Origin of the sequence: Marivirga tractuosa DSM 4126, from assembly GCF_000183425.1 — a bacterium.
GTDB classification, from domain to species: domain Bacteria; phylum Bacteroidota; class Bacteroidia; order Cytophagales; family Cyclobacteriaceae; genus Marivirga; species Marivirga tractuosa.
Map to the genome: position 1 here is coordinate 2,138,271 of NC_014759.1, position 24,645 is coordinate 2,162,915.

Below are 24,645 nucleotides of genomic sequence, written 5' to 3' on the forward strand. Positions count from 1 at the left end.
ATTTTTAAAATCATTAACTTGCCGACAAAGTTATCATATAAAAATAAAATTATGACAAGCTTAAGCGTCAATATCAATAAGATTGCCACTTTGCGGAATGCAAGAGGCGGTGAAAACCCAAATGTAGTCAATGTTGCCAAAGATTGCGAACGTTTCGGTGCACAAGGTATTACTATTCATCCACGACCTGATGAACGACATATCACCACAAAAGATGTCTATGATTTAGCACCAATTGTGACTACTGAATTTAATATTGAAGGCTATCCTGATGAGCGATTTTTAGAATTGGTGAAGAACAATAATCCTGCTCAGGCTACTTTGGTCCCTGATCCACCAGGTGTTTTAACATCTAATGCGGGTTGGGATACAGTCAAACATCAAGATTTTTTGAAAGATGTAATTTCACAATTAAAAAATATGGGAGTACGAACTTCTATTTTTACTGGCACTGATCTTAAGCATATTGAAGCAGCTGCAAAATTAGGTACTGACAGAATTGAACTGTATACAGAACCTTATGCTGCGAATTACGCTAAGGATAGAGAAAAAGCAGTAGAACCTTTTGTTTTGGCTGCCAAAAAAGCTCAGGAAGTAGGCTTAGGGATTAATGCCGGTCATGATTTAAGCTTAGAAAACTTGAAATTCTTAAAAGAAAAAATTCCTTTTTTGGATGAAGTTAGCATTGGCCATGCTTTAATTTGCGATGCGCTTTATTTTGGGTTGGAGAATACGATTCAGTTGTATTTGAGAGAGCTCAGAGAAGATTGAAGACCCCTAATCCCTAATGGGGGAATGAAGTAGGGAGCTTGAAGTAGGAAGTGGGGTGAATGTACGTCTCTGGTATAGGTTGACCATATAAGTCAATATATATGAAAGCGAAGGTAAAATTAATTGAGAAGTACCGTAAGTATTCGGAAGGCTTTAAAAAATCTATTGTCGATGATTTTGAAAGTGGTAAATTTAGTGTGAGCCAATTGGAGCGCATACACAAGATTTCTAATCAGAGTATCTATAAATGGATTTATAAATACTCGAACCATAATGAACGTGGTCAACGCATAGTAGAGATGAAAGACAGTAGTACAGAAAAATTGAAAGCTTTGGAGCAACGCATCAAGGAGTTAGAGCAAACAGTTGGTCAGAAGCAGATACAGATTGATTATTTTGAAAAGATGATTGATGTAGCCAAGACTGAATTAGATATCGACATCAAAAAAAACTCCAACACCCCACAATCGAGTGGTTCAGCAACAACCAGAAGAAAATAAACTTTTCCATGAACCAGTTGTATGAAACCATAGGCATTAGCAAGCAGGCTGTACATCAGTATGCAAAGCGTCAAGCTATCTTTGATAAGAAAGTAGCAGATTTAGTTATGGAGGCTGATCAGTTAAGAGAAGCCCATCCCGGTTGTGGGGTTGAGAAAATGTATGACACACTACGTCCTGATTTCATTGGAAGAGATCGCTTTGTATCTCTGTTCATGGCACTAGGCTACCGTTTAAAAGCTAAAAGAAATTACAGAAGGACTACTTATTCCTCAGATGTGTATTATCCTAACCTCATCAAAGGAATGAAGATAAAAGGTCCTTCTCTGATTTGGCAATCTGACATCACTTATATCCGCATAGGTGAAAAGTTTTATTATGCTGTATTTATCATTGATGTTTATACAAAGAAAATAGTCGGCTATCATGTAGGTGATCATATGCGAGCGACTGCCAATATTAAGGCGCTTAAAATGGCATTTAAAGATCATAAACCACCTAAGATCCATCATTCAGATCGAGGTAGCCAGTATATCTATCATCAGTATATTGATCTTCTAAGAAGTGAAAATTGTGAAATAAGTATGGCTAAAACTGCACAGGATAATGCTTATGCAGAGCGAATCAATCGAACAATCAAAAATGATTATATCGAATTATGGCAGCCCTCCAGCTTTGATGAGTTAAAAAGGAAAATGAAAAAAGCAGTACAGCACTACAATAATGTAAGACCACATAACCATATTGGAAAAATGAGTCCAGAAGAATTTGAGAAAAAATTGTTGATGAAAAGTACTTTTCATCAACAATCAATCACTATATTCAATAATGAAATAAATGTTTAAAAACGGTCAACTCTATTCAGGGAAGTGCAGAATTTCTGTGACGAGGTCAGTACCGAAGGTTAGACCGAAAATAGAATTAGAGGTGGAAATAAGATTGTAATAAAGCTGAATTAAGGTAGTTGGTAATAAATTCTGCATTTTAACTTATTACTTAAAACTTATAACTAAAAGTAAATGGTTGGATGCATGGTAAAACCTGAATTATAAAATTTGTCTAGATTCTAGTATCTAGGCTCTAAAAATCTAAAAAAATGAAATTAAATTATAAAGAATTAGGAGATGGCGGACAGCCGCTAATTATTTTACACGGACTTTTTGGTTCTTCTGATAATTGGATGACAATTGGACGAAAGTTGTCAGAGCAATTCCATGTTTATTTAGTAGATCAGCGAAACCATGGTGATTCACCTCATGATGATGTGCACAATTATGAGGTGATGGCTGAAGATTTGGAAGAATTTATTGAATCCAACAATATTGAAAATCCTCATATTATTGGTCATTCAATGGGCGGAAAAACAGCTATGTATTTTGCCGTTCAGCATCCAGATTTATATGATAAATTAGTAGTGGTCGATATTGCACCAAAAGCATATCCCGTTCATCATGATACTATTTTGGAAGGATTATGTAGTCTTAAATTAGATGAACTTGAATCAAGAGGTGATGCAGATAAAAAATTGTCTGAGTATGTGCCTGAAAAGGGTGTAAGGCAGTTTTTACTCAAAAACCTGACCAGAAATGAGAATAAAAAATTCGAGTGGAAAATCAATTTATCTGTTTTAGAAAAGAACATTGAGGTAGTGGGTAAAGGATTAGAGAAGAGATTATCCACTGAGAAGGATACATTATTCATAGGAGGCAAAAATTCTAACTATATAAAATCGGAAGATCATATTGCCATCAACAATTTCTTCCCGAATGCCAAAATTGAAATGGTAGAAGATGCAGGGCATTGGATTCATGCCGAAAAACCAGAAGACTTTTTAAATTTGATTGAAGACTTTTTGCGATAAAATCACATTCTAAATACAATACACATGAAAAATCTACTCTTGCTTTGCCTTTTATTAGTCTCCCCATTTTTGGTGTTCTCACAAAATCCTGATTATGATAAGAATTTAGCCGACTCATTAGGCGCTGATGATTACGGGATGAAATCTTATACATTGGTGATGCTGAAAACTGGTGGGGGAAATATAGAGGACAAAGCAAGAGTTGATAGTTTGTTCAGAGGACATATGGAAAATATTGGAAGAATGGCTGAAGCAGGTGAATTGATTGTGGCTGGTCCTTTGGGTGAAAATAGTAATGATTATCGAGGGATTTATATTTTTGATGAACCTGATAAGGCAAAAGTAGCAGAGCTTTTACTTACCGATCCTGCCATAAAAGCAGATTTATTAGCTTATGATATTTACAATTGGTATGGATCAGCCGCTTTACCTGTTTATTTAGAAACTCATTCTAAAATCGAAAAAATCCGCCCATAATTTAATAAAAGTTGATTTATGCAAATCCAATATGCACTTGAACTTCTAGGAACCTTAGTTTTTGCTATTTCAGGTGCATTAGCTGTAAAAGACAAGTCAGAAGATTGGTTTGGTGCAGGTTTTACAGGATTTGTAACAGCAATTGGAGGCGGAACTTTAAGAGATATCATGTTAGGCAGCTACCCATTATCGTGGGTTGGCGATATGACTATTATCTACACTATTCTTTTTGGTGTATTGCTCACCAGTTTTTTCAATAAATTCCTCCAAAAACTACGAAAAACTTTGAGCCTATTTGACTCAATGGGAATTGCGCTCTTTACTGTTGCAGGAGTTGAAAAAGCATTATCCATGGGTTTAAGATGGGAAATTGCTGCAATCATGGGAATGTTCTCTGCTGTTTTTGGAGGAGTAATTCGCGACACATTAGTAAATGAAACACCCGTTATTTTCCGTAAGGAAATTTATGCTAGTGTATGCCTTGTGGGCGGAATGCTTTATACTCTCCTAAACTATTTCCAACTTGATAGAGATCTTAACTTTATTGTGACGGCTTCCTTTATAATGTCAGCACGCCTGCTAGCAGTAAAATACCATATTAATTTCCCTAAAATATAATGCTAAAGTTCGATATCTTCCAAGCCTAATTCCTTAGTAAGGAATTCAATATCTTCATTTTCTTCTTCAGAAACACCATCTGAAGCGCTGGCAAAGAGATACATGGTTTCTACCACAAATTCTCTGGCAGGTTCATTTTCATTGAAATAGTCTTTTAGTGCAGCTAGAAATTTATCTTGCCATTTATCTAAATTTCTGACCAAGTGCCGAAACTCAGCTCTATAAATCAACATGAGGTTTTCCTCCTTCTCTTCACCTAAATCATCTGAAGCAAATTCATCACCAAGAATTTTAGCAAGTCTTTTCACCGTAACCCATTCTTCCTGGTCAACAATTCCATCTGACATTACCACTCTTAAGGCAGGAAAAAGATTCACAATATAAACGAATTGTTCTTTGTTCAATTTGATGAAACGCTCTTGCGTATACTCTTTAAAAAGTTGATCTATTTTTGACATTTTATAAATTAAATAAAAATTAGGCTTTAAATAACCGGGGCTTCATCCCCATCCTCAATAGTTGACGCATTCAACAATAAAACATATTGCTGGTACCTCTCTAAAATTTCATGTACATAATTTACAGGCTCTTCGCCCCTGCAATAGCCATATTTCACCACCGGATCTGTATAATATTTCTTTTGAGATTTTAATAAAAGGTATTTTTCAACATTCCCTTCCCATTTAGTTGGATCTCCACCATATTTTTTTGTTAGGCGAATCGCATCTTGCATATGCCCAATACCGACATTATAAGAAGCTAAAACATACTTCTGTCTTTCCACGCTGTCTTGAATTTGCTTGGTAAATGCGTTTTGTAACCAGTTAATATAGTTGCCCCCAGCTTCTAAGCTTTGACTAGGATCGTATAAATTTTTAGCTCCAAATTCACGAGCTGTAGGTTCCATCATTTGCATCAATCCCTTAGCTCCTGCCCAGGATTTCACTTTAGGGTCGAATTTACTTTCTTGGTATATTAGTGCTGCCAATAATTTCCAGTCCCACCCAATTTCCTGTGCAGTAGCCTTGATTTCTTCATCAAAAGAAGAAAGTTTATCCCCTCCAACCGATGAAAACTCAGAATAAGACCTATCTACCGATCTTTTTAAATTTTTGAAATACTTGTTGTAGATCACGTAGTAATCGGTTTCCTTTTGTCTCTCTTCTAACCAACTGTTAATTTTATTCTCCAAGGTGTCAGCATTTGACCTCATAGCCCAGGCAATTTGCTGAGAAAAACTCACAGGAGTTTTCACATCTATTATGGGATAGTAAGTAGCATTTAACATTGCAACATCTTCATCTGAAACTGTATATTCAATCTCCCCTTCCGCCACCATTCTTATTAATGTTTCTACCTCCAAACTACTACTATCTTCAATAATTATAATGTCACCACCAATTTCATCTGAAAGATTAGCTAAACGAGTTGAAAAAGCAGAACTCTTTCTAACATGTACTTTCTTGCCTGTTAATTGGATTGGGTCTCTTATGAGTTGATTTTCAATTTCATGGACCTTCATTTGCCTCCAGTTTTCTGGTTTCCGCTGTACCAAAACTTGTCTTACGAAGTACAAAGGATTTGTAAAATCCACATATCGTTTTCTATCTTTAGTGACGGTCAAATTAAAAGCTGCAATATCCGCTTCACCTCTATTCACTTTCTCAAGCGCAGAAGAAATACTATTATCTTTTATTATTTTCAATTCAACATCTAAATCGTCTGCTAACCAATTTAACATTTCATATTCATAGCCCATTGGCTGACCCTTGTAGATAAAATAACTGGTTGCACTATTATCGACCACCGCAGTTAGATACCCCCTTTCTTTAATTTTATCAAAATCAAAATCTACAGGTTCAATATCGTAGGATACATCCTGTGATTTGGTATCAGTTTTTGTGGAACATGCCCACGTTAAACTAAATAGAACTGTTAGCAGAATGTAAAAAGACTTGTTGAAAAATTTCATCATATCTTTATTTTAAGGTTGACAATATAGCTAATAAATTAATCCGTGAGTAAATAGGGTTAATTTTTTCGACTGATCACTTATTTTGTTGGATGATCATAATCCCATATAAAATACTCATAAATAGAGAAAGGGTTTATAATTGTAATTTACATGTCAATAAAAAAGCCATTCAATTTTGCGTTGAATGGCTTTAAAATAAGATTTTGATTAATCTAAAATTCTTCTTCTTTGTTCTTCTTCTTATTGATTGCCCCTACAATTAAGGCTCCAATAGCATAAATAATCAGGCTCCATAAAAAGCCCATTGCCTGGCCTTTCAAGGTATAGCTTTCTTTAATTCCATCTGCCATGCCATCCATCATTTCAGTATTTCCAGCTCCACCCAATGCTTCCATAGTCTTCATTGCATTTCCCATTTGTGCCTCTACTAAGATTGGAACAATGTCTGGATCAATGAAATTAAATAATAAATAATTAAAAACTGTTCCTACAAAACCTGCAATCACTAATACTACAAAAGCATGCGTAAAAGCTTTCCCAAAGGACATATATCCTCCTAATTTAGATCGGTAGTCTCGTCCTGCATATATCAGAGCTGCTAAATAAACCACAAAAATAATGATCCCAACGACAGATTGTGCTAAGAGTGTAATATCAATAAGATAAACAAGGAGTGTAATAATAATGGAAATTAATCCCAATATTAAACCCCATTTTACCGAGTGTTGATTTGTTCCAGATTCTAATTCTTGATTTTCCATTTTAATTTCGATTTAGGTTATAGTTTTAAGTTTAATTGTACTAATTACAATCCTTTGTCTTTCTTGAATCAATTATATAAATAATTTTCCACTTTTCATCCATTTTTATTAATTGGAATGAATTTGTTCCGCAATGGCTCAATTGATCCCCTAAATAAAATTTATAATCCATCCAAGCAGTGGCAATGGCGCCATCAGATGTGATCCTCAAATTATCTATTACTTCATTCCAAACTGCTCCATTATTATTAGCTACTGCCTTCAGCCAGCCCTCTGCTCCATTCAATTGACTGATCTGATTGCCGCTGTCTCCCACATTCAAGCTTTGCATTTTTACCTTTGGATGCATGTATGGAGCCATTTTGGAAGTATCCGATTCTCTCATCCCATCAAAAACATCGTGGATAATTTTTGCTATATACGTAGAATCATTTTGATAATTTTGTGAGAAGCCCCAAAAATAATTACAAAAGATAAAAGCAGATAAAAGTAAAATTTTCTTCATAAATAAACTGATTCAATCGAAAATTCAGAAAATTTCAACATGGATACAATGGTATTTACACCAATGGTAAAGCGCCCTAATTTAGCTTTTAGATCACATCCTCAAAAAACGACCAAACAAATGCTTTTGGAATAGGACTTACTACATTGAATGGCTCTTTTTTCACAGGATGCACAAAGCTAATTGCTCTGGCATGCAAAGCTATTGAACCATCTTTAGTCGGTTTAGGGAATCCATATTTCACATCTCCAATAATCGGACATCCAATTCTAGCCAACTGCACTCTAATTTGATGCGGACGTCCTGTGTGTGGTTTGACTTCTATCAAGTTTCTGTCGCCCAATGCACGAACCAGACGATAGGAAAGCGTAGATTTCAATCCTCCTTTTTTATCACTCATATGGGCGTGAGTCAAATTCTTATTAGAATCTTTTTTGAGCCAATGGGTAATAGTATCTTCTGTTTTGGGTGGTCTTTTTTCAGTAATTGCCCAATAGGTTTTATCGACCTCACCATCATGAAATAATTTTGACACTCGCTCCAGCGCTTTAGAAGTTCTTGCCAAAACCAAGGTGCCGCTCACGGGTCGGTCAATTCGGTGAGGTGTGCCACAGAATACTTTACCTGGCTTATCATATTTTTTAGCTATATATTCTTTCGCATGTTCCGATATTGGAGTATCCCCTGTTTGATCTCCCTGAACTAGCATACCTGAAGGTTTGTTAACCACTAAAAGGTGGTTATCCTCATACATTACTATTTGTAAAAATTCCTGATAAGTCATAAATGCAAAAGTCGTAAAATTTGGGTACAATTTATAGGTTCAAGAAAATAAATAGTTGGAAGTAGGGAGTTTGAAGTAGGAAGTGGGGTGGATGTACGTCTCTGGTATAGGTTGACCATATAAGTCAATATATATGAAAGCGAAGGTAAAATTAATTGAGAAGTACCGTAAGTATTCGGAAGGCTTTAAAAAATCTATTGTCGATGATTTTGAAAGTGGTAAATTTAGTGTGAGCCAATTGGAGCGCATACACAAGATTTCTAATCAGAGTATCTATAAATGGATTTATAAATACTCGAACCATAATGAACGTGGTCAACGCATAGTAGAGATGAAAGACAGTAGTACAGAAAAATTGAAAGCTTTGGAGCAACGCATCAAGGAGTTAGAGCAAACAGTTGGTCAGAAGCAGATACAGATTGATTATTTTGAAAAGATGATTGATGTAGCCAAGACTGAATTAGATATCGACATCAAAAAAAACTCCAACACCCCACAATCGAGTGGTTCAGCAACAACCAGAAGAAAATAAACTTTTCCATGAACCAGTTGTATGAAACCATAGGCATTAGCAAGCAGGCTGTACATCAGTATGCAAAGCGTCAAGCTATCTTTGATAAGAAAGTAGCAGATTTAGTTATGGAGGCTGATCAGTTAAGAGAAGCCCATCCCGGTTGTGGGGTTGAGAAAATGTATGACACACTACGTCCTGATTTCATTGGAAGAGATCGCTTTGTATCTCTGTTCATGGCACTAGGCTACCGTTTAAAAGCTAAAAGAAATTACAGAAGGACTACTTATTCCTCAGATGTGTATTATCCTAACCTCATCAAAGGAATGAAGATAAAAGGTCCTTCTCTGATTTGGCAATCTGACATCACTTATATCCGCATAGGTGAAAAGTTTTATTATGCTGTATTTATCATTGATGTTTATACAAAGAAAATAGTCGGCTATCATGTAGGTGATCATATGCGAGCGACTGCCAATATTAAGGCGCTTAAAATGGCATTTAAAGATCATAAACCACCTAAGATCCATCATTCAGATCGAGGTAGCCAGTATATCTATCATCAGTATATTGATCTTCTAAGAAGTGAAAATTGTGAAATAAGTATGGCTAAAACTGCACAGGATAATGCTTATGCAGAGCGAATCAATCGAACAATCAAAAATGATTATATCGAATTATGGCAGCCCTCCAGCTTTGATGAGTTAAAAAGGAAAATGAAAAAAGCAGTACAGCACTACAATAATGTAAGACCACATAACCATATTGGAAAAATGAGTCCAGAAGAATTTGAGAAAAAATTGTTGATGAAAAGTACTTTTCATCAACAATCAATCACTATATTCAATAATGAAATAAATGTTTAAAAACGGTCAACTCTATTCAGGGAAGTGCAGGATGTTGGATAAGGGATGACGGGTGATTAGGTCAGTACAGAAGCTCAGACCAGAGACAGATCGAAATTAGAAGTCAGAAGCTGGAAATTGGAAGTGTGCACTTGTCCATCCATAAATAGCATTGACCGTATTGTTTCTTGAATCTTAATATCAATACTTGATCCTAGCAACTATCTACTTCCTTATCAAACCACTCGCAATACCAAACCCTTCAAATACTCACCTTCAGGATGGAAAATATTAATCGGGTGATCTGCTGGTTGATGGAGTTGATGCAGAATTTGAACTTGCCTTCCTGCTCTGGCTGCAGCTGAAAATATTACCGTCCTGAATTGCTCTTGATTGACTACTTGCGAACAACTAAAAGTAAAAAGTACACCCCCCGATTTCATATTCTTCATGGCTTTTTCATTGATAGTTCTATATCCCTGTAAGCCATTCTTTAATACTTTTCTGTGCTTGGCAAATGCCGGTGGATCCAAAACGATCACATCATACTGCTCTGGCATTTCATTTAAGAAATTAAAAACATCAGCTGTGAAAGATTGATGATTTTGAGCATCCGGGAAATTCAATTTCACATTTTGATCAGTCAAATCCATTGCACCTTGAGAACTGTCCACACTATGAACTAATTCAGCACCCGCTTGCAGAGCAAAAATGGAGAACCCTCCAGAATAGCAAAAAGTATTGCAAACCTTCTTGCCTTTACTGTAATGCTCCAACAATTTCCTATTCTCTCTTTGATCTATAAAAAAGCCGGTTTTTTGCCCAGTTACCACATTGATATTAAAGGTGTTGCCATATTCCTTTACCAACCACTCTTCTTTCTCTTCTCCGTAAATAAATGCATCCGTGGTTTCCAGTTCTGCCTTGAAAGGAAGTGTATGATTACTTTTATCGTAAACTGACTTCAATTGCTCTCCTAATAGATCTTTTAGGGCTTCTAAGAATACTTCCTTAATCTGGTACATTCCGACTGTATGTGCTTGAAAAACCACACAGCCGTCATAATAATCCACTATGAGACCAGGGAAACCATCTCCCTCGCCATGAACTAATCTAAAAACATTGGTCTCAGTATTATTCCAGAGATTTGCAGTCTTCCTCAGCTCAATTGAAGATTGTAATTTCCTTTTCCAAAAATCCTGATTGATTTCCTCTTTTTGGAAAGTCAGCATTCGCACGGCAATGGAGCCCACTTGGAAATAACCAATTCCGATAAATCTTTTATCTTGTGTTTGAATTTCTACAAAATCGCCCTCTTTCACTTCCTGAGGAACAGGATGAATAGCACCTGAAAATATCCAAGGATGGAAACGCTCTAAAGATTTTTCTTTTCCTTTTTTGAGGTTGATGATGGGTAATGGGCTTTGCATAATAATTGGATTCTAGAATATTATGCAAAGATGGGGAAAATGGACTTAAAACTTAACTGATTATTCATATTTACACTTTTAGTTAAATATTTCAGCTTTGAAGCTTTTCCACTTTGCAGGTATTTTCACCTGCAAATTTCCATGAGTTTCTTGAGCCGGTAGTTACTAAAGTTTCGGTGAAAACACCGAAACGGGGAGTGCGTGTATGTTAATCCTATAATTTGATAAAACAAGATACCCTATTCAAATTCAACCACCACTGGAAAATGATCTGATAAAAAAGTATCCTGGATTCTTAAGCTATAATTTTTATAGCTTTTGATTTTAAAGCCTTGATAGAAAACATAATCTATTCTTCTCTCATAGTTTTCTCCGATTTTGAATGCATTGTATGTTCCAATAGGTCCCAAATTTAATTCAGCTTCAAAAGCATCATTTAATTCTGAATCAATAATTTTTTGTATGGGTTTAGATTGAGGTTCTAAATTAAAATCACCCATTAAGATTACTTTTCCATTATGTTCGAGTTCATTGATCTTTGACAAAATTAAATCCACACTTTTTGCACGTGCTTCACTTCCTACATGATCAAAATGGGTATTTAAAACAAGAATTAAATCCTTTGTATCCTGATCTATCAATTTAGCCCATGTGCAAACCCTTGGAAGTGCTGCATCCCATGCCTTAGCAGGAATCTGAGGATTTGGAGATAACCAAAAAGTTGCACTATCAATTATGGTATATCGATCCTTTTTATAAAAAATAGGAGAATATTCACCTTTGCTTTTTCCATCATCTCTTGCCACTCCAATTCGAGCATATTCAGCTAAACCAGCTTCCAGAAACCGAATTTGTGAATGTACTACCTCTTGCATTCCAATGATATCAACATCCTCTATTTTTATGAGTTTCAGAATTTGCTCTTTTCTGTTGTCCCATTGGTGAACTCCCTCCTTTGGGTTTTCATATTTGATGTTAAAAGTGCAGACTTTGGTTTGTGAAAACGAATTCACAGAAAAAAGGAGCACAACAGAAAAAATCATCCCATACTTTAGCATAAATACTGATTTATTCACTACTTCAGTTCAAATTCGGATTCTAAAACCTCATCGGAACTGGTTCCAACGAAAACTCTAAACTCACCAGGTTCCGCATAAAAGCTCATATCTTGATGATAGAACCCTAATTCTTGCTCACTCAAGGTGAATTCTACCGTTTTGGTCTCTCCTGCTTTCAATTCTATTTTTTGAAAGCCTTTCAGTTCTTTCACGGGGCGTGTAACAGTTCCCACCAGATCGCGGATGTATAATTGAACAACTTCTTTTCCGGTAACATTTCCTGTATTGCTAACTTCCACGGTAACCCTTAATTCACCCCCTTTATCTATGGCCTCTGAGCTTAATTTCAAATTATCATAAGAAAAATTAGTGTAACTTAATCCGTATCCGAAAGGAAATTCCGGTTCATTGCTCACATCCAAATAATTGGATTTGAATTTCTGGAACCACTCTCCTTCCAAAGGACGACCTGTGTTTTTATGAGCATAATAGATAGGAATTTGACCTACATTTTGCGGATAGGTCATGGTCAGTTTTCCGGATGGATTGACATCTCCGTATAAAACATCAGCCAAGGCCAAGCCCGCTTCAGAACCCGGAAACCATGCATTCAAAATAGCATCGGAATCTTCCAAAATCTCATCGAGTACCAATGGCCTTCCACTCAATAAAACTACCACGACTTTTTTACCAGTAGCTTTTAATGCCTTTAATAAATTCACTTGAACTTCAGGAATACTGATATCCGTTAAACTAGAACTTTCCCCTGAACTTTCTGAGGCCTCCCCTAAAACAGCCACTACTACATCAGAATTCTTAGCTAGGCTAACGGCTTCAGCAATCATCACAGATTCAGCCCTGTCATCACGATAGGTGTTTTTTCCAAACATCCCAATTCGTTCTTCTAAATCGGGATCTGCCACTAAATTTGAGCCTTTAGCATATTTTACATTTTCAGGATTAGTGGAAACTTCTTTAATCCCATCATAAATGGAGATGGACTTACTGATATCAGAACTCACACTCCAAGTACCTACCATATTTTCTTTATTGTTCGCCAATGGACCAATTAAAGCTATTTTAGCATCTTTCCGAAGTGGTAAAGCATCTTCATTTTTCAATAAAACCATGGATTCAGATGCTACTTTCCGCGCAACTGCTCTGTTTTCATCGGAAAAAATTTCAGAAGCTCTTTCTTCATCCATATAGCGATAAGGATCATCAAAAAGACCTAATTGAAACTTTGCTTTCAAAATCAGTCTAGCTGCATTTGTTATGGTTGCTTCGGAAACTTTCCCTTCCGCTACAGATTTTTCCAGTGTGGTCAAAAAGCCTTCACTTACCATATCCATTTCCACCCCGGCATTGATGGCCAATGCAGAAACCTGTTGTAAATCCCCCATTCCGTGGGCAATCATTTCGCTTACGCCTGTATAATCGCTCACTACAAATCCATCAAAGCCCCATGCTTCGCGCAAAACATCGGTCATCAACCACTTATTACCAGTTGCTGGAACTCCATCTATTTCATTAAAAGAAGCCATAGCAGTTCCCACACCAGCATCGACTGCTGCTTTGTAGGATGGGAAATAATCGTTATACATTCTCAATCGCCCCATATCTACAGTATTATAATCTCTTCCAGCTTCCGAGGCACCATAAAGCGCAAAGTGCTTTACACATGCCAACAAAGTGTTGGCTGCTGATAAATCATCTCCTTGATAACCCTTCACCATAGCCTTGGCTATTTGAGCGCCTAAGTACGGATCTTCCCCGCTACCTTCCGAAACTCTACCCCATCTGGGGTCTCTAGAAATATCAGTCATAGGAGAGAAGGTCCAGGCAATGCCATCGGCTGATGCTTCTTGAGCAGCAATTCTTGCAGACTTTTCAATTAACTCCATATCCCAGCTTGCTGAAAGTCCGATTGGAATTGGGAAAGTCGTTTTATATCCATGAATAACATCTTTAGCAATAATTAATGGGATGCCTAATCTACTTTCCTCTACTGCTACTTTTTGAACTGCTCGGATTTTATCCAACCCATTGATATTAAATAATCCACCTACTTTACCTTCTTTTATTTGCTTTGCAATGCCCTTATTGGTACTAATTCCAGTACTCACGTCACCAGCAGATGGCAAATTCAATTGGCCTATCTTTTCTTCAAGGGTCATGATAGCCAGCAGCGAATCTACCTTTTGATCGAGGTCAGCGGTACCTTTATCTTCTTGGGGATTGTTACATCCTCCTAATAAGAAAAGTAAACCTAATGCTGATAGTAATATAAATTTCATCTTTATTTTATTTTGAATTTGAAAATAACCAAGTGAGCAATTCAGGCTCTGCAAAAGCAGGATCCCAGCTATTGTGATTCGCTTCTGGATAAAGCGTAAATTTCACATTAGCCCCAGCCGCCTTTAAACTTTTTACCATTTCTTTTGAATACTCAGGATCAACAACATCATCTTTTGCTCCGTGAAACACCCATAAATCTGTCTTATCAGCATAATTGCCAACACTATAAGGATTGCCAGCACCACAAATTGCAATGGCTGCTGCAAATGTATTAGGCATCCTGCTCAAAATCTCAAATGTTCCCATGCCACCCATTGAGAGGCCACCAACATATAATCTATTCTGATCGATAAAATGATTTTGGCTATATTGATCAAGTAGTTTCATTACCAATCCCAAACTTTTATTGGGCGTTCCTGAATAATCAAATCTGAAAGTATTGCCTTCAGTAGAGCGCACTATATCGGCCTTTGCCCAGTATTCCGAACTTGGGCATTGTGGGAAAATTACAACTGCAGGAAAATTCTCTCGGTTTTCTTGATTGAGAAACAATGAACTACCATGAACAAGCTGTTTTTCGTTATCACCTCCTCTTTCACCTGCGCCATGCAAAAATAAAACAAGTGGATATTTTTCGGCAGGATTAAAATTTTTAGGGTAAAGAATTCGGTAACTTAAAGTGTCCTCATCTTCAATTAATGTTGCTTTTAAAAATTCAGATTTATCCTGTGCATATAAATTCAGGGTAAAGACCGTCAATAGAAATCCAATACAAAATTTCAGTTTATTCTTCATAGTAAAATCCCAATTTAGAAAGCCCATTTTCGATTTCTTTATTCTGCATAAAAAGTTCCCATATCAAGCCTGATCGATGGTTTTCGATCATGACAGGTATAGGACCTTGATCAATAGCCAAATAGCGAGGTACATACCAATCATGCTCAAAAGAAAATGCATCATAAGGCCCATAATTCCCGATTAAACTGTCCCTTTTGGGTTCATACAAGAATTTTAGGAATTGCATGCTTTCCTTAGGCGTATAAGGAAAAGATGAAAGTGCTGCAGTTGGAGAAATCACACCTAAATCATCATCAGGATTATGTCCGGCATAGCCTTTCATGGAATAGCTAGAAGTTAAGCCCCACATATTTTCACCATATCCCTCGAATTCCTTAGGATTTTCTACTGCATATCTGTATTGTATCAATGCATGATTTTTATTCAAATCCCAGTAGTCCCCATATTTATCATTCAGATTTTTAGGATTTAAACCCAAATAAGAATAATGTGCCCAAAACAATGGTCCAACTGCTTTATCAGCATGTTCGTAATGATCCAAAATGGTAGGCAAACCGTATGCAGTGGTATCATTTGCAATAGCGCCATCTCTTGCCCAGCCTTTGTGATAAACATCAGCGTCTATTGCATGAGTTGGAGATGAAGCTGCCAAGACATACATTATCAAACATTCATTATAACCTCCTACTGGAAAATTCATATCCCACTCATAGTTGGGAGACCAGTGCCAGTATAGAACATCTTCACCTTTTGTGTACCAATCCCATTCTACCTCTTCCCAGATCTTAGTAATTCTTTGTGCGAGATTTTTCTCTGCTTCAGTTGAGGCATCCAAAAACTGCCTTACAGTTAGAAGACCCTGAATCAGAAAAGCTGTTTCAACTAAATCTCCACCATCATCCTTTTTGCTAAATGCTTTCACTTCTCCTGTTTCACCATTCAACCAATGTGGGTAAGCCCCATGAAAACGGTCAGCTGTTTCAAGAAAACCCACTATTTTTCCGAATCTTTCGATGGCTTGAGCTCGCTCAATAAAGCCTCTTTCAACCCCCACAATGATGGCCATTAATCCAAAACCAGATCCTCCAGTCGTTACGATATGCTTGTCATTAGAAGGATAAATGTTATCCTCGTGAAATCTTTCCCTGGCTAGTCCAGAATTAGGCTCAGCACCCTCCCAGAAGTATTGGAAAGTTTGATATTGCACTAAATTCAAGAGTGAATCCTCATCGATTTTATTCGTGCTGGCTTCCTTTTCTTTTTGGGGTGAAGAACAAAAAGAGAAAAGAAGTGCCGTAGTAATTAATAAGAGTAAATTCTTCATTTCAAATCATTTATATGGATTTCAAAAATATTTATCATTTGGTACTAACTATCAAAGAGATACAATTTTCTCTCAAGTAATTGCCTAATAGGCTCTATTTAAAAAGTAAATCCTAAATCATTTAATCCGTTTTGTACATCTGGGTCTTGCATGAAGATATTCCAGATCAATGCCGTTCGGTGATTTTCAATCATCGTAATAATAGGACCCTGGTCTATTGCTAAATAAGAATCCGCATACCAATCTTGGGTCACATTAAAAGCATCATAAAAGCCATATTCTCCCCATAACCTATCTCCTAACAAATAATAAAAATGCCTGATGGCCTTCATAGATTCTTCGGGAGTATAAGGAATAGAGGAAATAGCGGCCGTTGGCGTAATTACACCCAAATCATTCCCAGGCGAATGAGCGCTATACCCCTGATGATTATCGCTGGCTGTTAAGCCCCAGCAAGCTTCACTGTAGCCCACAAAATTGTTGGGATTATCAATACAATAAGCTTGATTGATTAAGGAATGCGCCTGATTTTGTTCCCAATAATTGGCGTACTGATCTTGTAAATTTCGAGGATCTAAACCCAAAAAGGAATAATGTGCAAAAAACAAAGGACCACCTCTATCTTCCCCTAATGGCATAGAGATACCATAAGTAGAATTTCCATTGACTATCCCTCCGTTTCTTGCCCAACCTGCATCATGAACTGATTTTTCAATAGGATGAGTAGGCGATGAAGCAGCCAATACATAAATAATCAAACTTTCATTCCAGCCCCTAATGGGTAAATCCATGGCCCATTCATTTTCGGGCGACCAGTGCCAATACAAAACATCTTCTCCCCCTTTTGTAAACCAATCCCATTCAACTTCTTCCCATAGCGTGGTGATTTGATTGATAATGGCCAGTTCTTGTGCATTTGATTCATCTAGATATTGTCTAACTGCCAATAGGCCTTGGATCATGAAGGCGGTTTCCACTAAATCTGCTCCATCATCCAATTCGCTAAACGGAATGGTATTCCCTGTATTTCCGTTCATCCAATGAGGCCAAACCCCATGAAATCGATCGGCATCGGCAAGAAAATTCACAATTCTTTCAAAGCGGTCTATCCCTTCCTGTCGGGTAATAAAGCCTCTCTCAACACCTACTATAATAGCCATTAAACCAAAGCCTGAACCTCCAATGGTCACTACATCACCAGATGTGTTTCTTTCTCTGGCCAACCCACTATTAGGATGGGCAAAATCCCAGAAATACTTAAAGGTTTGTTCCTGAATTTTGGTTAATAGTGCCTCATCTGATATTTCATCAAATTTGTAGGTGGAATCCAACTGCGTATAAAAGCTTTTAGAAAAGCCTTGAAACTCAAATTCAACTTCACTTAGGAAATTTTCAGATATTCTAAAGTCGTATTTTACCAAGTCCCTTGCCTCTTCTTGGCTTTGGATTTGCAATGTTTTTTGGTCTTCTGAAAGGTTGAAACTTAAAGGCAAGCGAGCTCCTTTGTTTGTTAATGTTATAAAATCTTCAAAATCTGTTTCTGGATTCAGGCTTTGATCAAAAGTCAAGATCATTTCAGGATTAAGCGAAACATCTTGAATCCTATTATTTGTTTGCAGTGAAATTCCATCAACTTCTGCACTCACTAATTGAAACTCTCCTTGCTGAGTTTGAAATTGATAGGTAGCACCTGGAAATTCCTTATTGTTAATGGAAAGTACAGCTTCTATAGAAACGGTATAAATGGTATTATTTTGAAAATCATTTTCTGGTATAGCGGAAACGGCTCTATCCTCATTCAAATAGGAAAAATTTAAGGCTATATTTCCTTCATCTGTGGAAATGGAAATATTTTCTTCGGCTGAGCTCCTATCTAATGCGTCAGTAAATTCAATGACAAGTCCTTTGTCAAATGGGGCATCTTCGGTTAATTCATTTTCAACTAAATCTAGCGTCCCAAGTCTTATGGTTTTCAATTGCAATAATCCCGTTTCATCGGGTTCTTGTTCTGGGTTTTCTTGGCAGGAATAAATGAAACCACTGAAAAAGGCTACTAGAATTAAATAAAATAAGGGTCTAAGTGAATTAAACATCTAAAAATAATTAGAGTTGAAAAGAAAAAGCAGAGGCTTTTTACAGCCCCTGCTCTATGAAAAAAACAATTAAACTATTATGGTCTTTCTGCTTCGTAAAGCGTAGCTACATCATCTTCAGAATAGGCAGCATGAATGATTCTAAAATCATCTAACCATCCTTTAAAATGGTTAGCATTTGGATTTTCATAGTTTCCAAATGCTGCATCATCAAATAAAGTTCCTGCACGAGAATGAATAAAGCCTAAAGCTAAATCATCAAATACCTCAGGTTCTGCACCTCTATAGTCAACACCTGCAGCTGTTTGCTTTGGATCACCATCTGGCCAAAGATTAAAATCAAAGCTCTTCATTAATTCACCGTTGAAATATAAATATCCCTTTTTCTCTGCGGCATTATAAGTGAACACATTATGATACCATGTTTGAGTTATTGTATTTTTCATTTCGGTAACACTTAAGCTTCTTGCAAAATCCCAACCTTGCCATCCACCATTTGTATTATCGGTAGCATTGCTTGGAAAGAACATATCTTCTGCAAATTGGGTACCCTCATCATTTACATAGGAAACTGCATATTTAGAGCCATCATAAGAACCAAATATTTCATATTGAATACCATAGAAAGCACCTAAACCGAATACAAACATTCCAGTTTGGTTTCCATCATCATTAAAATGATTAGTAGTATCAGGTTTTAGCCAAAAACTAATTGTGAAATCTTGTGTCTCAGTCATAAGAGCGCCCGCATCTGCAATCTCAATAATACTTGCGTCACCATCAAAATATGCTGCACTTTCGATTGTTCCAAATCTATCTGCCTGATATTCAACTTCTACTTCTGTTCCGTCTGCATAGTTACCCATTTCATCTGATGCATTACCATCTAGCTTCCAATATGCCACTTGAGCATCTTCTTGCGGAGCTACTACGGGCAATCTTCCCGCTGTCTCAAAGGTTCTTGAACCATTTGTTACAGTTCCACCATCAGAAGCGAGTAAAGCAGTAGAGACTGTAACCGTATAGTCTGTTCCTTGAATCAATTCTTCATTTGGAGTTACCGTCACAACGCTTCCATCAGCAGTAACAGTTAAAGCAACATCATTATCGCCATCACTTATGGAAATATTTGAAGCACTTACTGTTTCGGTATCAATTTCTCTATCAAATGTAATTTCGAAAACTGCATCAGGTGGCACATCAGATGCCGAACTTGCAGCATTCAAGTCAACAGTTACTTCTTCGCCTGTTTCAAGACTAGTTCCTGTGGCAGTTAAAGCTTCAATGGTTAAAGCAGGTGCTTCACCTTCTTCGTCATCGCAAGCCGTAAAAACCAGTGCTCCTAGTATTAATGCACCGATCCAATACTTCATTTTACTTAGCATTCTCATAATCGTTTTTGTTTAAAGTGTAAAAAATTTAATTCCAGTTTGGGTTTTGGTCTAGTAAACCGTTGGTTATGTCTCGTTCAGATTGTGGTATAGGCAATAATTCATGTTTATCTGTTTGAAAGCCGTAAGGACCGAATATATCTGCTGCATTTCCAGTTCTCACTACATCCCAAAATCTATGGCCTTCCATAGCTAATTCATGCCTTCTTTCTCTCAAAATTAAATCTTCTAAAAGGTCTGGATTAGTTTCAGTAATGTCTGGCAATATGGACTCATCTCCTTGGCGAGCTCTTTCTCTTACTTCATTAAGATAAATTAAGGCTTGAGGAGTACTTCCATTTCGATTTAATGCTTCGGCAGCTATTAATAGGACTTCGGCATATCGAATTAGTCTTCTATTATGGGCTCTATTAGAAAAAGGAGTTGTTCCAGGCACCCAAATTTTCTGATTATAAGTTTCAATTTGCCCTGTGTCTGTAGTATCGGGTGTTTGGGAATCACCAATAATTTCAATGCCATCCAAAACTTCTCCTACAAAAATCACAGTAGCATCCATTCTTGGATCATCTTCTTCAAAAGATTCGATCAAATCCATAGATGGTCTATTAGCTCCTATTCCTCTATTGGGTGATCCTCTTACTCCCTGACCACTGGTATAGTCATTATTCCCAGCTGCTACACCACCCTCAACTCCAATTCCGCCAATTTCAAAAACAGATTCTATTCCAAATTCTGTTGATTCTCTGAACGCACTTTCAAAGTTACTTTCCAATTCGTACTGTTGAGAATTTATTACTTCTTCAGCAAAAAGAGCCGCACTATCATATTCTTGTTGATATAAATATACTCTTGCCAATAATGCCCGAGCTGCTCCTTTTGTGGCTCTTCCTAAGTCCTCTGGACCATATTCGGATTTTTCTGGTAAGACTTCAATTGCACTTCGCAAATCCGACTCAATAAAATCATAAGTTTGCTCTAAAGTGGACCGCGTAAAGTCAATATTAATTTCGGAGTTTTTAACTAAAGGTACTCCTCCGTAGCCTCTTGCCAAATCAGAATAATATAAAGCCCTAAGAAAACGGGCTTCACCTATAAACCTCGATTTTAATTCTTCATCCATATTGACACTAGGCACACGCTCTATCACTACATTAGTGCGTCTCACTCCCGTGTATAATGCTGACCACCAATTGGCAATAAAGTTATTAGTAACAGTATGCTGAAATTCATCAAAAGGCTGAAGGTCAGCCTGAAGGTCTGAAGGACTACTCCCTTTCAAAGCATCATCTGACATCACATCATCAATAGGATAAAATCCTCTATGATAAGAACCAGTTCTCAAAACTTGATAAGATGCATTAGTGGCAGCTAGTGCATCTGATTCATTAGAAGGGAAATTATCTTGCGTAATAAGATTCTGCGGTGGTTTCTCTAAAAATTCATCTTTACATGAAAACAAAATCACCGTAAGAAATACGACCGATAGTACGAAAATTCTTTTCATAATTATTCGTTTAAAAATTAAGGTTAATTCCTGCTGTGTAAATACTTGCAACCGGATAGGTACCTGTATCTATCCCATTAATCAATGGGTTACCATTGGCTACTTCTGGATTATATCCTGTGAAATCACTTAAAGTGAACACATTATTTCCTCTTAAAAACACCCTAGCCGATGTCATTCCAATGTTTTTTATAAAATCTTGAGAGAGATTATATGAAAGCGTAACCGTTCTTAATCGAAAGAAGCTTCCATCTTGGATATAACGTGATGAAATTCTATAATTATTCCCTCCCTCAGTCGGTCTTGGTTCCGTATTGCTAGTTCCTTCGCCTCTCCAATAATCATAGTATCTAGCCTCATAATTATAAAGAGCTGGCCTTACAGTTTCTTTATAATTTAATATCTCATTTCCTTCTTGCCCTTGAAAAAGGACATCTAAACTAAAATTTCTATAAGAAGCCCCTAAGCTGATTCCGTAGGTTAAATCTGGAATAGGTGAACCGATAAATGTTCTATCATCACCGTTTATTACTCCATCATCATTAATATCGGCAAAAATAAGATCCCCAGGATTTGTCCCCGTAAAAGATGGAGTATTAGCAATTTGATCTTCATTTTGAAAAACTCCTTCTACCTGATAGCCATAAAACGCTCCAATAGGAAGCCCTGCTTCTGTTCTGGAAACTACATCGTTATTAATTCTTCCAAATAATTGGTCTGAACCCTCAACCCCACTAACGAAAAGCATTTCATTATTGAGAGTGGCTCCATTAATTCCAATAGTATACTCGACTTCTCCAACATCATCTTGCCATTGAACATTAAATTCTAAACCACTATTCCTTACTTCCCCCGCATTAAAAAAGACATTGCTATTACCATTTCCTAGATAACTAGGAACAGGCAAGTCTATCAAAATCCCTTCTGTGGTTCTTTGGTAATAATCAAACTCACCTAACAATCTTGCTTCAAACAAATCAATTTCTAATCCAATATCAAACTGCTCAACTATTTCCCATTTGAGGTCTGGATTTCCGAAACCACTATCAGATTGACCAAAATATATCTGTTCTTCCTCTCCGAAGACTGCATTTAAATCATTCCCTATCACGTTATAGGCCGATAAATAAGAAATTTTATCATTACCAACCCGACCCCAACTACCTCTAATTTTTAGATTGGTAATTTGTTCCGGAAGGTTAATAAACTCTTCATTGATGACATTATATCCTAACCCTACTGCTGGAAAATTTCCAAACTTATTATCTCCTAAAAACTTAGATGATCCATCTCTTCTGAAAGTAAGAGTGGCGATATAACGATTATCGAATGAATAATTTAATCTTCCTAAGTATGAAATTTGATTATAGAAATCTCCTACATCCCTGATACCATTTTGTATACTATTAGGATCCAGGTTATTAGGATTTAGATATCTAAAATCATTACCATCTCTAAATAAATCTCTTCCTATAAGATTTAAATTCTCGTTGGTAACACTTTGAACTGTATAGCCCACTACTGCATTAATCTGATGCTGTTCAATAGTTTTATCATAATTTAAAGTGTTTTCCCAAATGATTGACGAACGTCTGAATAGGTTTTTGGAAAAACTATTGACTTCATTTTGTTGAGGAGAATCTCCTACTGAATATACTGGTGTGAATGATTCATTTTCTTCCAATAGTAACTCAATTCCTAAGCTGGTTTTAAATGTAAATCCATCCCAAAAAGTAGCTTCGCCAAAAAGTTGACCAACCGTAGTAATTCCTCTGGTTTTATTATCAGTATTGTATTTAAAGTCTGCCAAAATATTACCCACATTTGGCACCACATTAAAATTCCCATTTTCATCTTTAGGAGAAATAATCGGCCATGCCCGGTAAGCATTAAAAGGTGCATTTCCTATCGTATTATCTCTGTTTGACAAAGAAAAATTAAGATTGGCCCCGATAGAAAGAAAAGACTTCGGGCGGTAACGTTCATTGAATTTCAAATTCAGTCTTTGAAATTGCGATTCCGGAATAGTTCCCTTTTGATCAAAATAGCCCAATGAAAAATAATACTGATTCTTTTCGGATGCTCCTGAAAGAGATAATTGGTGGTTTTGAATTGGGGCGGGCTCAAATATTAGCTCTTGCCAATTAGTTTCAGGTAAAGCACCTACATTGTTGTACGTCCCGGGATTAATTACATTTACGACCTCAGCAAACTGATCTCTATTTAATAAATCAATTCTATTTTGCTGAATTTGAATGCTGAACTCAGAGGAAACTGAAAGCGTAGGTTTTTTACCCTCTTCTCCTAATTTGGTACTTACAATAATTACTCCATTTGCCCCTCTATTTCCATATATTGCCAATGCAGAGGCATCTTTCAGTACTTCGATGGATTCAATATCTGTAGAGTTAAGAAATGAGATATCATTGGTAATTACTCCATCTACCACATAAATAGGTGATGGATTCCCAGATGTACCTACTCCTCTTATTCTTACTATTGGTGAACTTCCAGGGGCCCCAGAGGAATTAGTTATTTGAACACCGGATACTTTTCCTTGCAAAGCATCAACTGGATTTGCAGTAGGAACTGTCTTGAGCTCTTCGCCTTTAATAGATGTTACAGAACCTGTTAAATCACTCTTTTTAATTGCACCATATCCAACTACAACTACTTCCTCAAGCGCTTCTATATCTTCTTTTAATTCAATATTTATGGTAGACCTGCCGTTTACAGATACTTCCTGAGTCTTATATCCTATAAATGAAAAACGCAAAGTGGCATTTTCATCTAAATTCAATTTATAATTACCATCTATGTCAGTAATTGTCCCTCTGTCGGTTCCTATAACTTGAATGGATACCCCTGGAATAGGTTCTTGATTGGCAGCATCCGTTACTGTTCCTTTTAATTCTACTTGAGCCATGGCAGAGCTGGCCATGAGAAATAATAAGAAAACTAATCGTATAATTTTATTCATAAGAAAACATTTTAGGCATCTAAAAAAGCCGTAATTCTAACTTATTTTATTTGAAGTTACATGAATGTTTTCTTGAAATCAAAATTTAAAAATGGATATTTTTATATTATACAATTGAAAAAAAAGGCACATTTTCAATTTATATAACGCTTTAAAAACAT

The 24,645-nt window shown here is 36.6% G+C and carries 22 protein-coding genes; 8 read left to right on the forward strand and 14 right to left on the reverse strand.

The annotated features are described in order from the left end of the window. The first annotated feature begins 51 nt into the window (after positions 1 to 51). The 6 genes from FTRAC_RS08960 (at position 52) to FTRAC_RS08985 (ending at position 4,227) form a co-directional block, all read left to right on the forward strand. Entirely contained in the window at positions 52 to 771 is a 720-nt protein-coding gene (locus tag FTRAC_RS08960; RefSeq protein WP_013453919.1) for a pyridoxine 5'-phosphate synthase, read from the forward strand. A 101-nt stretch (positions 772 to 872) separates the two neighbouring features. Beyond that, positions 873 to 1,271 carry a transposase gene (locus FTRAC_RS08965; protein WP_013452759.1) on the forward strand — a complete coding sequence of 133 codons (399 nt, stop codon included), beginning with the start codon at positions 873 to 875 and terminating at the stop codon, positions 1,269 to 1,271. A gap of 8 nt (positions 1,272 to 1,279) precedes the next feature. Next, positions 1,280 to 2,116 carry an IS3 family transposase gene (locus tag FTRAC_RS08970; protein WP_013452758.1) on the forward strand — a complete coding sequence of 279 codons (837 nt, stop codon included), beginning with the start codon at positions 1,280 to 1,282 and terminating at the stop codon, positions 2,114 to 2,116. 251 nt (positions 2,117 to 2,367) lie between these two features. After that, positions 2,368 to 3,132 (forward strand): alpha/beta fold hydrolase, encoded by a 765-nt coding sequence (locus FTRAC_RS08975; protein WP_013453920.1) that lies wholly within the window; start codon positions 2,368 to 2,370, stop codon positions 3,130 to 3,132. Positions 3,133 to 3,156: 24 nt separating this feature from the next. Next, the gene (locus FTRAC_RS08980) at positions 3,157 to 3,609 is read left to right on the forward strand and encodes a YciI family protein (RefSeq protein WP_013453921.1); all 453 of its coding nucleotides are present in this window, start codon (positions 3,157 to 3,159) and stop codon (positions 3,607 to 3,609) included. Between the two features lie 18 nt (positions 3,610 to 3,627). Then, entirely contained in the window at positions 3,628 to 4,227 is a 600-nt protein-coding gene (locus FTRAC_RS08985) for a trimeric intracellular cation channel family protein (RefSeq protein WP_013453922.1), read from the forward strand. Between the two features lie 2 nt (positions 4,228 to 4,229). Here the strand turns inward: FTRAC_RS08985 and FTRAC_RS08990 are convergent, their stop codons facing one another. The 5 genes from FTRAC_RS08990 to FTRAC_RS09010 all read right to left on the reverse strand — a co-directional run bounded on the left by FTRAC_RS08990 (position 4,230) and on the right by FTRAC_RS09010 (position 8,282). Next, on the reverse strand, positions 4,230 to 4,685 hold the full coding sequence (locus FTRAC_RS08990) for a hypothetical protein (RefSeq protein ID WP_013453923.1): 456 nt from the start codon (positions 4,683 to 4,685) through the stop codon (positions 4,230 to 4,232). A 26-nt stretch (positions 4,686 to 4,711) separates the two neighbouring features. Beyond that, positions 4,712 to 6,202: an MltF family protein gene (locus FTRAC_RS08995; RefSeq protein WP_148230061.1), complete on the reverse strand. Its 1,491-nt coding sequence runs from the start codon at positions 6,200 to 6,202 to the stop codon at positions 4,712 to 4,714. A 212-nt stretch (positions 6,203 to 6,414) separates the two neighbouring features. Continuing rightward, positions 6,415 to 6,963 carry a DUF4199 domain-containing protein gene (locus FTRAC_RS09000; RefSeq protein ID WP_013453925.1) on the reverse strand — a complete coding sequence of 183 codons (549 nt, stop codon included), beginning with the start codon at positions 6,961 to 6,963 and terminating at the stop codon, positions 6,415 to 6,417. A gap of 40 nt (positions 6,964 to 7,003) precedes the next feature. Continuing rightward, entirely contained in the window at positions 7,004 to 7,468 is a 465-nt protein-coding gene (locus FTRAC_RS09005) for a nuclear transport factor 2 family protein (RefSeq protein WP_013453926.1), read from the reverse strand. A gap of 88 nt (positions 7,469 to 7,556) precedes the next feature. Continuing rightward, positions 7,557 to 8,282, reverse strand: coding sequence for an RluA family pseudouridine synthase (locus FTRAC_RS09010; RefSeq protein WP_245546043.1), 726 nt, complete (start codon positions 8,280 to 8,282; stop codon positions 7,557 to 7,559). 103 nt (positions 8,283 to 8,385) lie between these two features. Between FTRAC_RS09010 and FTRAC_RS09015 the strand changes: the two genes are divergently transcribed. After that, positions 8,386 to 8,784, forward strand: coding sequence for a transposase (locus FTRAC_RS09015; RefSeq protein WP_013452759.1), 399 nt, complete (start codon positions 8,386 to 8,388; stop codon positions 8,782 to 8,784). Between the two features lie 8 nt (positions 8,785 to 8,792). Then, complete coding sequence (locus FTRAC_RS09020) at positions 8,793 to 9,629, forward strand: IS3 family transposase (RefSeq protein ID WP_013452758.1); 837 nt, start codon at positions 8,793 to 8,795, stop codon at positions 9,627 to 9,629. A 215-nt stretch (positions 9,630 to 9,844) separates the two neighbouring features. Here FTRAC_RS09020 and FTRAC_RS09025 read toward each other — a convergent pair whose 3' ends face one another. From FTRAC_RS09025 to FTRAC_RS09065, 9 genes are all read right to left on the reverse strand, one after another. Further along, complete coding sequence (locus FTRAC_RS09025) at positions 9,845 to 11,038, reverse strand: class I SAM-dependent rRNA methyltransferase (protein ID WP_013453928.1); 1,194 nt, start codon at positions 11,036 to 11,038, stop codon at positions 9,845 to 9,847. A 239-nt stretch (positions 11,039 to 11,277) separates the two neighbouring features. Then, on the reverse strand, positions 11,278 to 12,114 hold the full coding sequence (locus tag FTRAC_RS09030) for an endonuclease/exonuclease/phosphatase family protein (RefSeq protein WP_148230062.1): 837 nt from the start codon (positions 12,112 to 12,114) through the stop codon (positions 11,278 to 11,280). Next, positions 12,114 to 14,393, reverse strand: a complete 2,280-nt coding sequence (bglX, locus tag FTRAC_RS09035; protein WP_013453930.1) for a beta-glucosidase BglX — start codon at positions 14,391 to 14,393, stop codon at positions 12,114 to 12,116. Before bglX ends, FTRAC_RS09030 begins: the two co-directional genes overlap by 1 nt. A 7-nt stretch (positions 14,394 to 14,400) precedes the next feature. Continuing rightward, the gene (locus tag FTRAC_RS09040) at positions 14,401 to 15,189 is read right to left on the reverse strand and encodes a carboxylesterase family protein (protein ID WP_041650555.1); all 789 of its coding nucleotides are present in this window, start codon (positions 15,187 to 15,189) and stop codon (positions 14,401 to 14,403) included. Then, entirely contained in the window at positions 15,179 to 16,516 is a 1,338-nt protein-coding gene (locus FTRAC_RS09045; RefSeq protein ID WP_013453932.1) for a glucoamylase family protein, read from the reverse strand. Before FTRAC_RS09045 ends, FTRAC_RS09040 begins: the two co-directional genes overlap by 11 nt. A 98-nt stretch (positions 16,517 to 16,614) precedes the next feature. Continuing rightward, complete coding sequence (locus tag FTRAC_RS09050) at positions 16,615 to 18,609, reverse strand: glucoamylase family protein (RefSeq protein WP_013453933.1); 1,995 nt, start codon at positions 18,607 to 18,609, stop codon at positions 16,615 to 16,617. Positions 18,610 to 18,686: 77 nt separating this feature from the next. After that, positions 18,687 to 19,982, reverse strand: a complete 1,296-nt coding sequence (locus FTRAC_RS09055; protein ID WP_185094449.1) for an Ig-like domain-containing protein — start codon at positions 19,980 to 19,982, stop codon at positions 18,687 to 18,689. 46 nt (positions 19,983 to 20,028) lie between these two features. Next, positions 20,029 to 21,504: a RagB/SusD family nutrient uptake outer membrane protein gene (locus FTRAC_RS09060; RefSeq protein WP_013453935.1), complete on the reverse strand. Its 1,476-nt coding sequence runs from the start codon at positions 21,502 to 21,504 to the stop codon at positions 20,029 to 20,031. Positions 21,505 to 21,514: 10 nt separating this feature from the next. Further along, positions 21,515 to 24,484, reverse strand: a complete 2,970-nt coding sequence (locus tag FTRAC_RS09065; RefSeq protein ID WP_013453936.1) for a SusC/RagA family TonB-linked outer membrane protein — start codon at positions 24,482 to 24,484, stop codon at positions 21,515 to 21,517. Between the last annotated feature and the right edge of the window lie 161 nt (positions 24,485 to 24,645).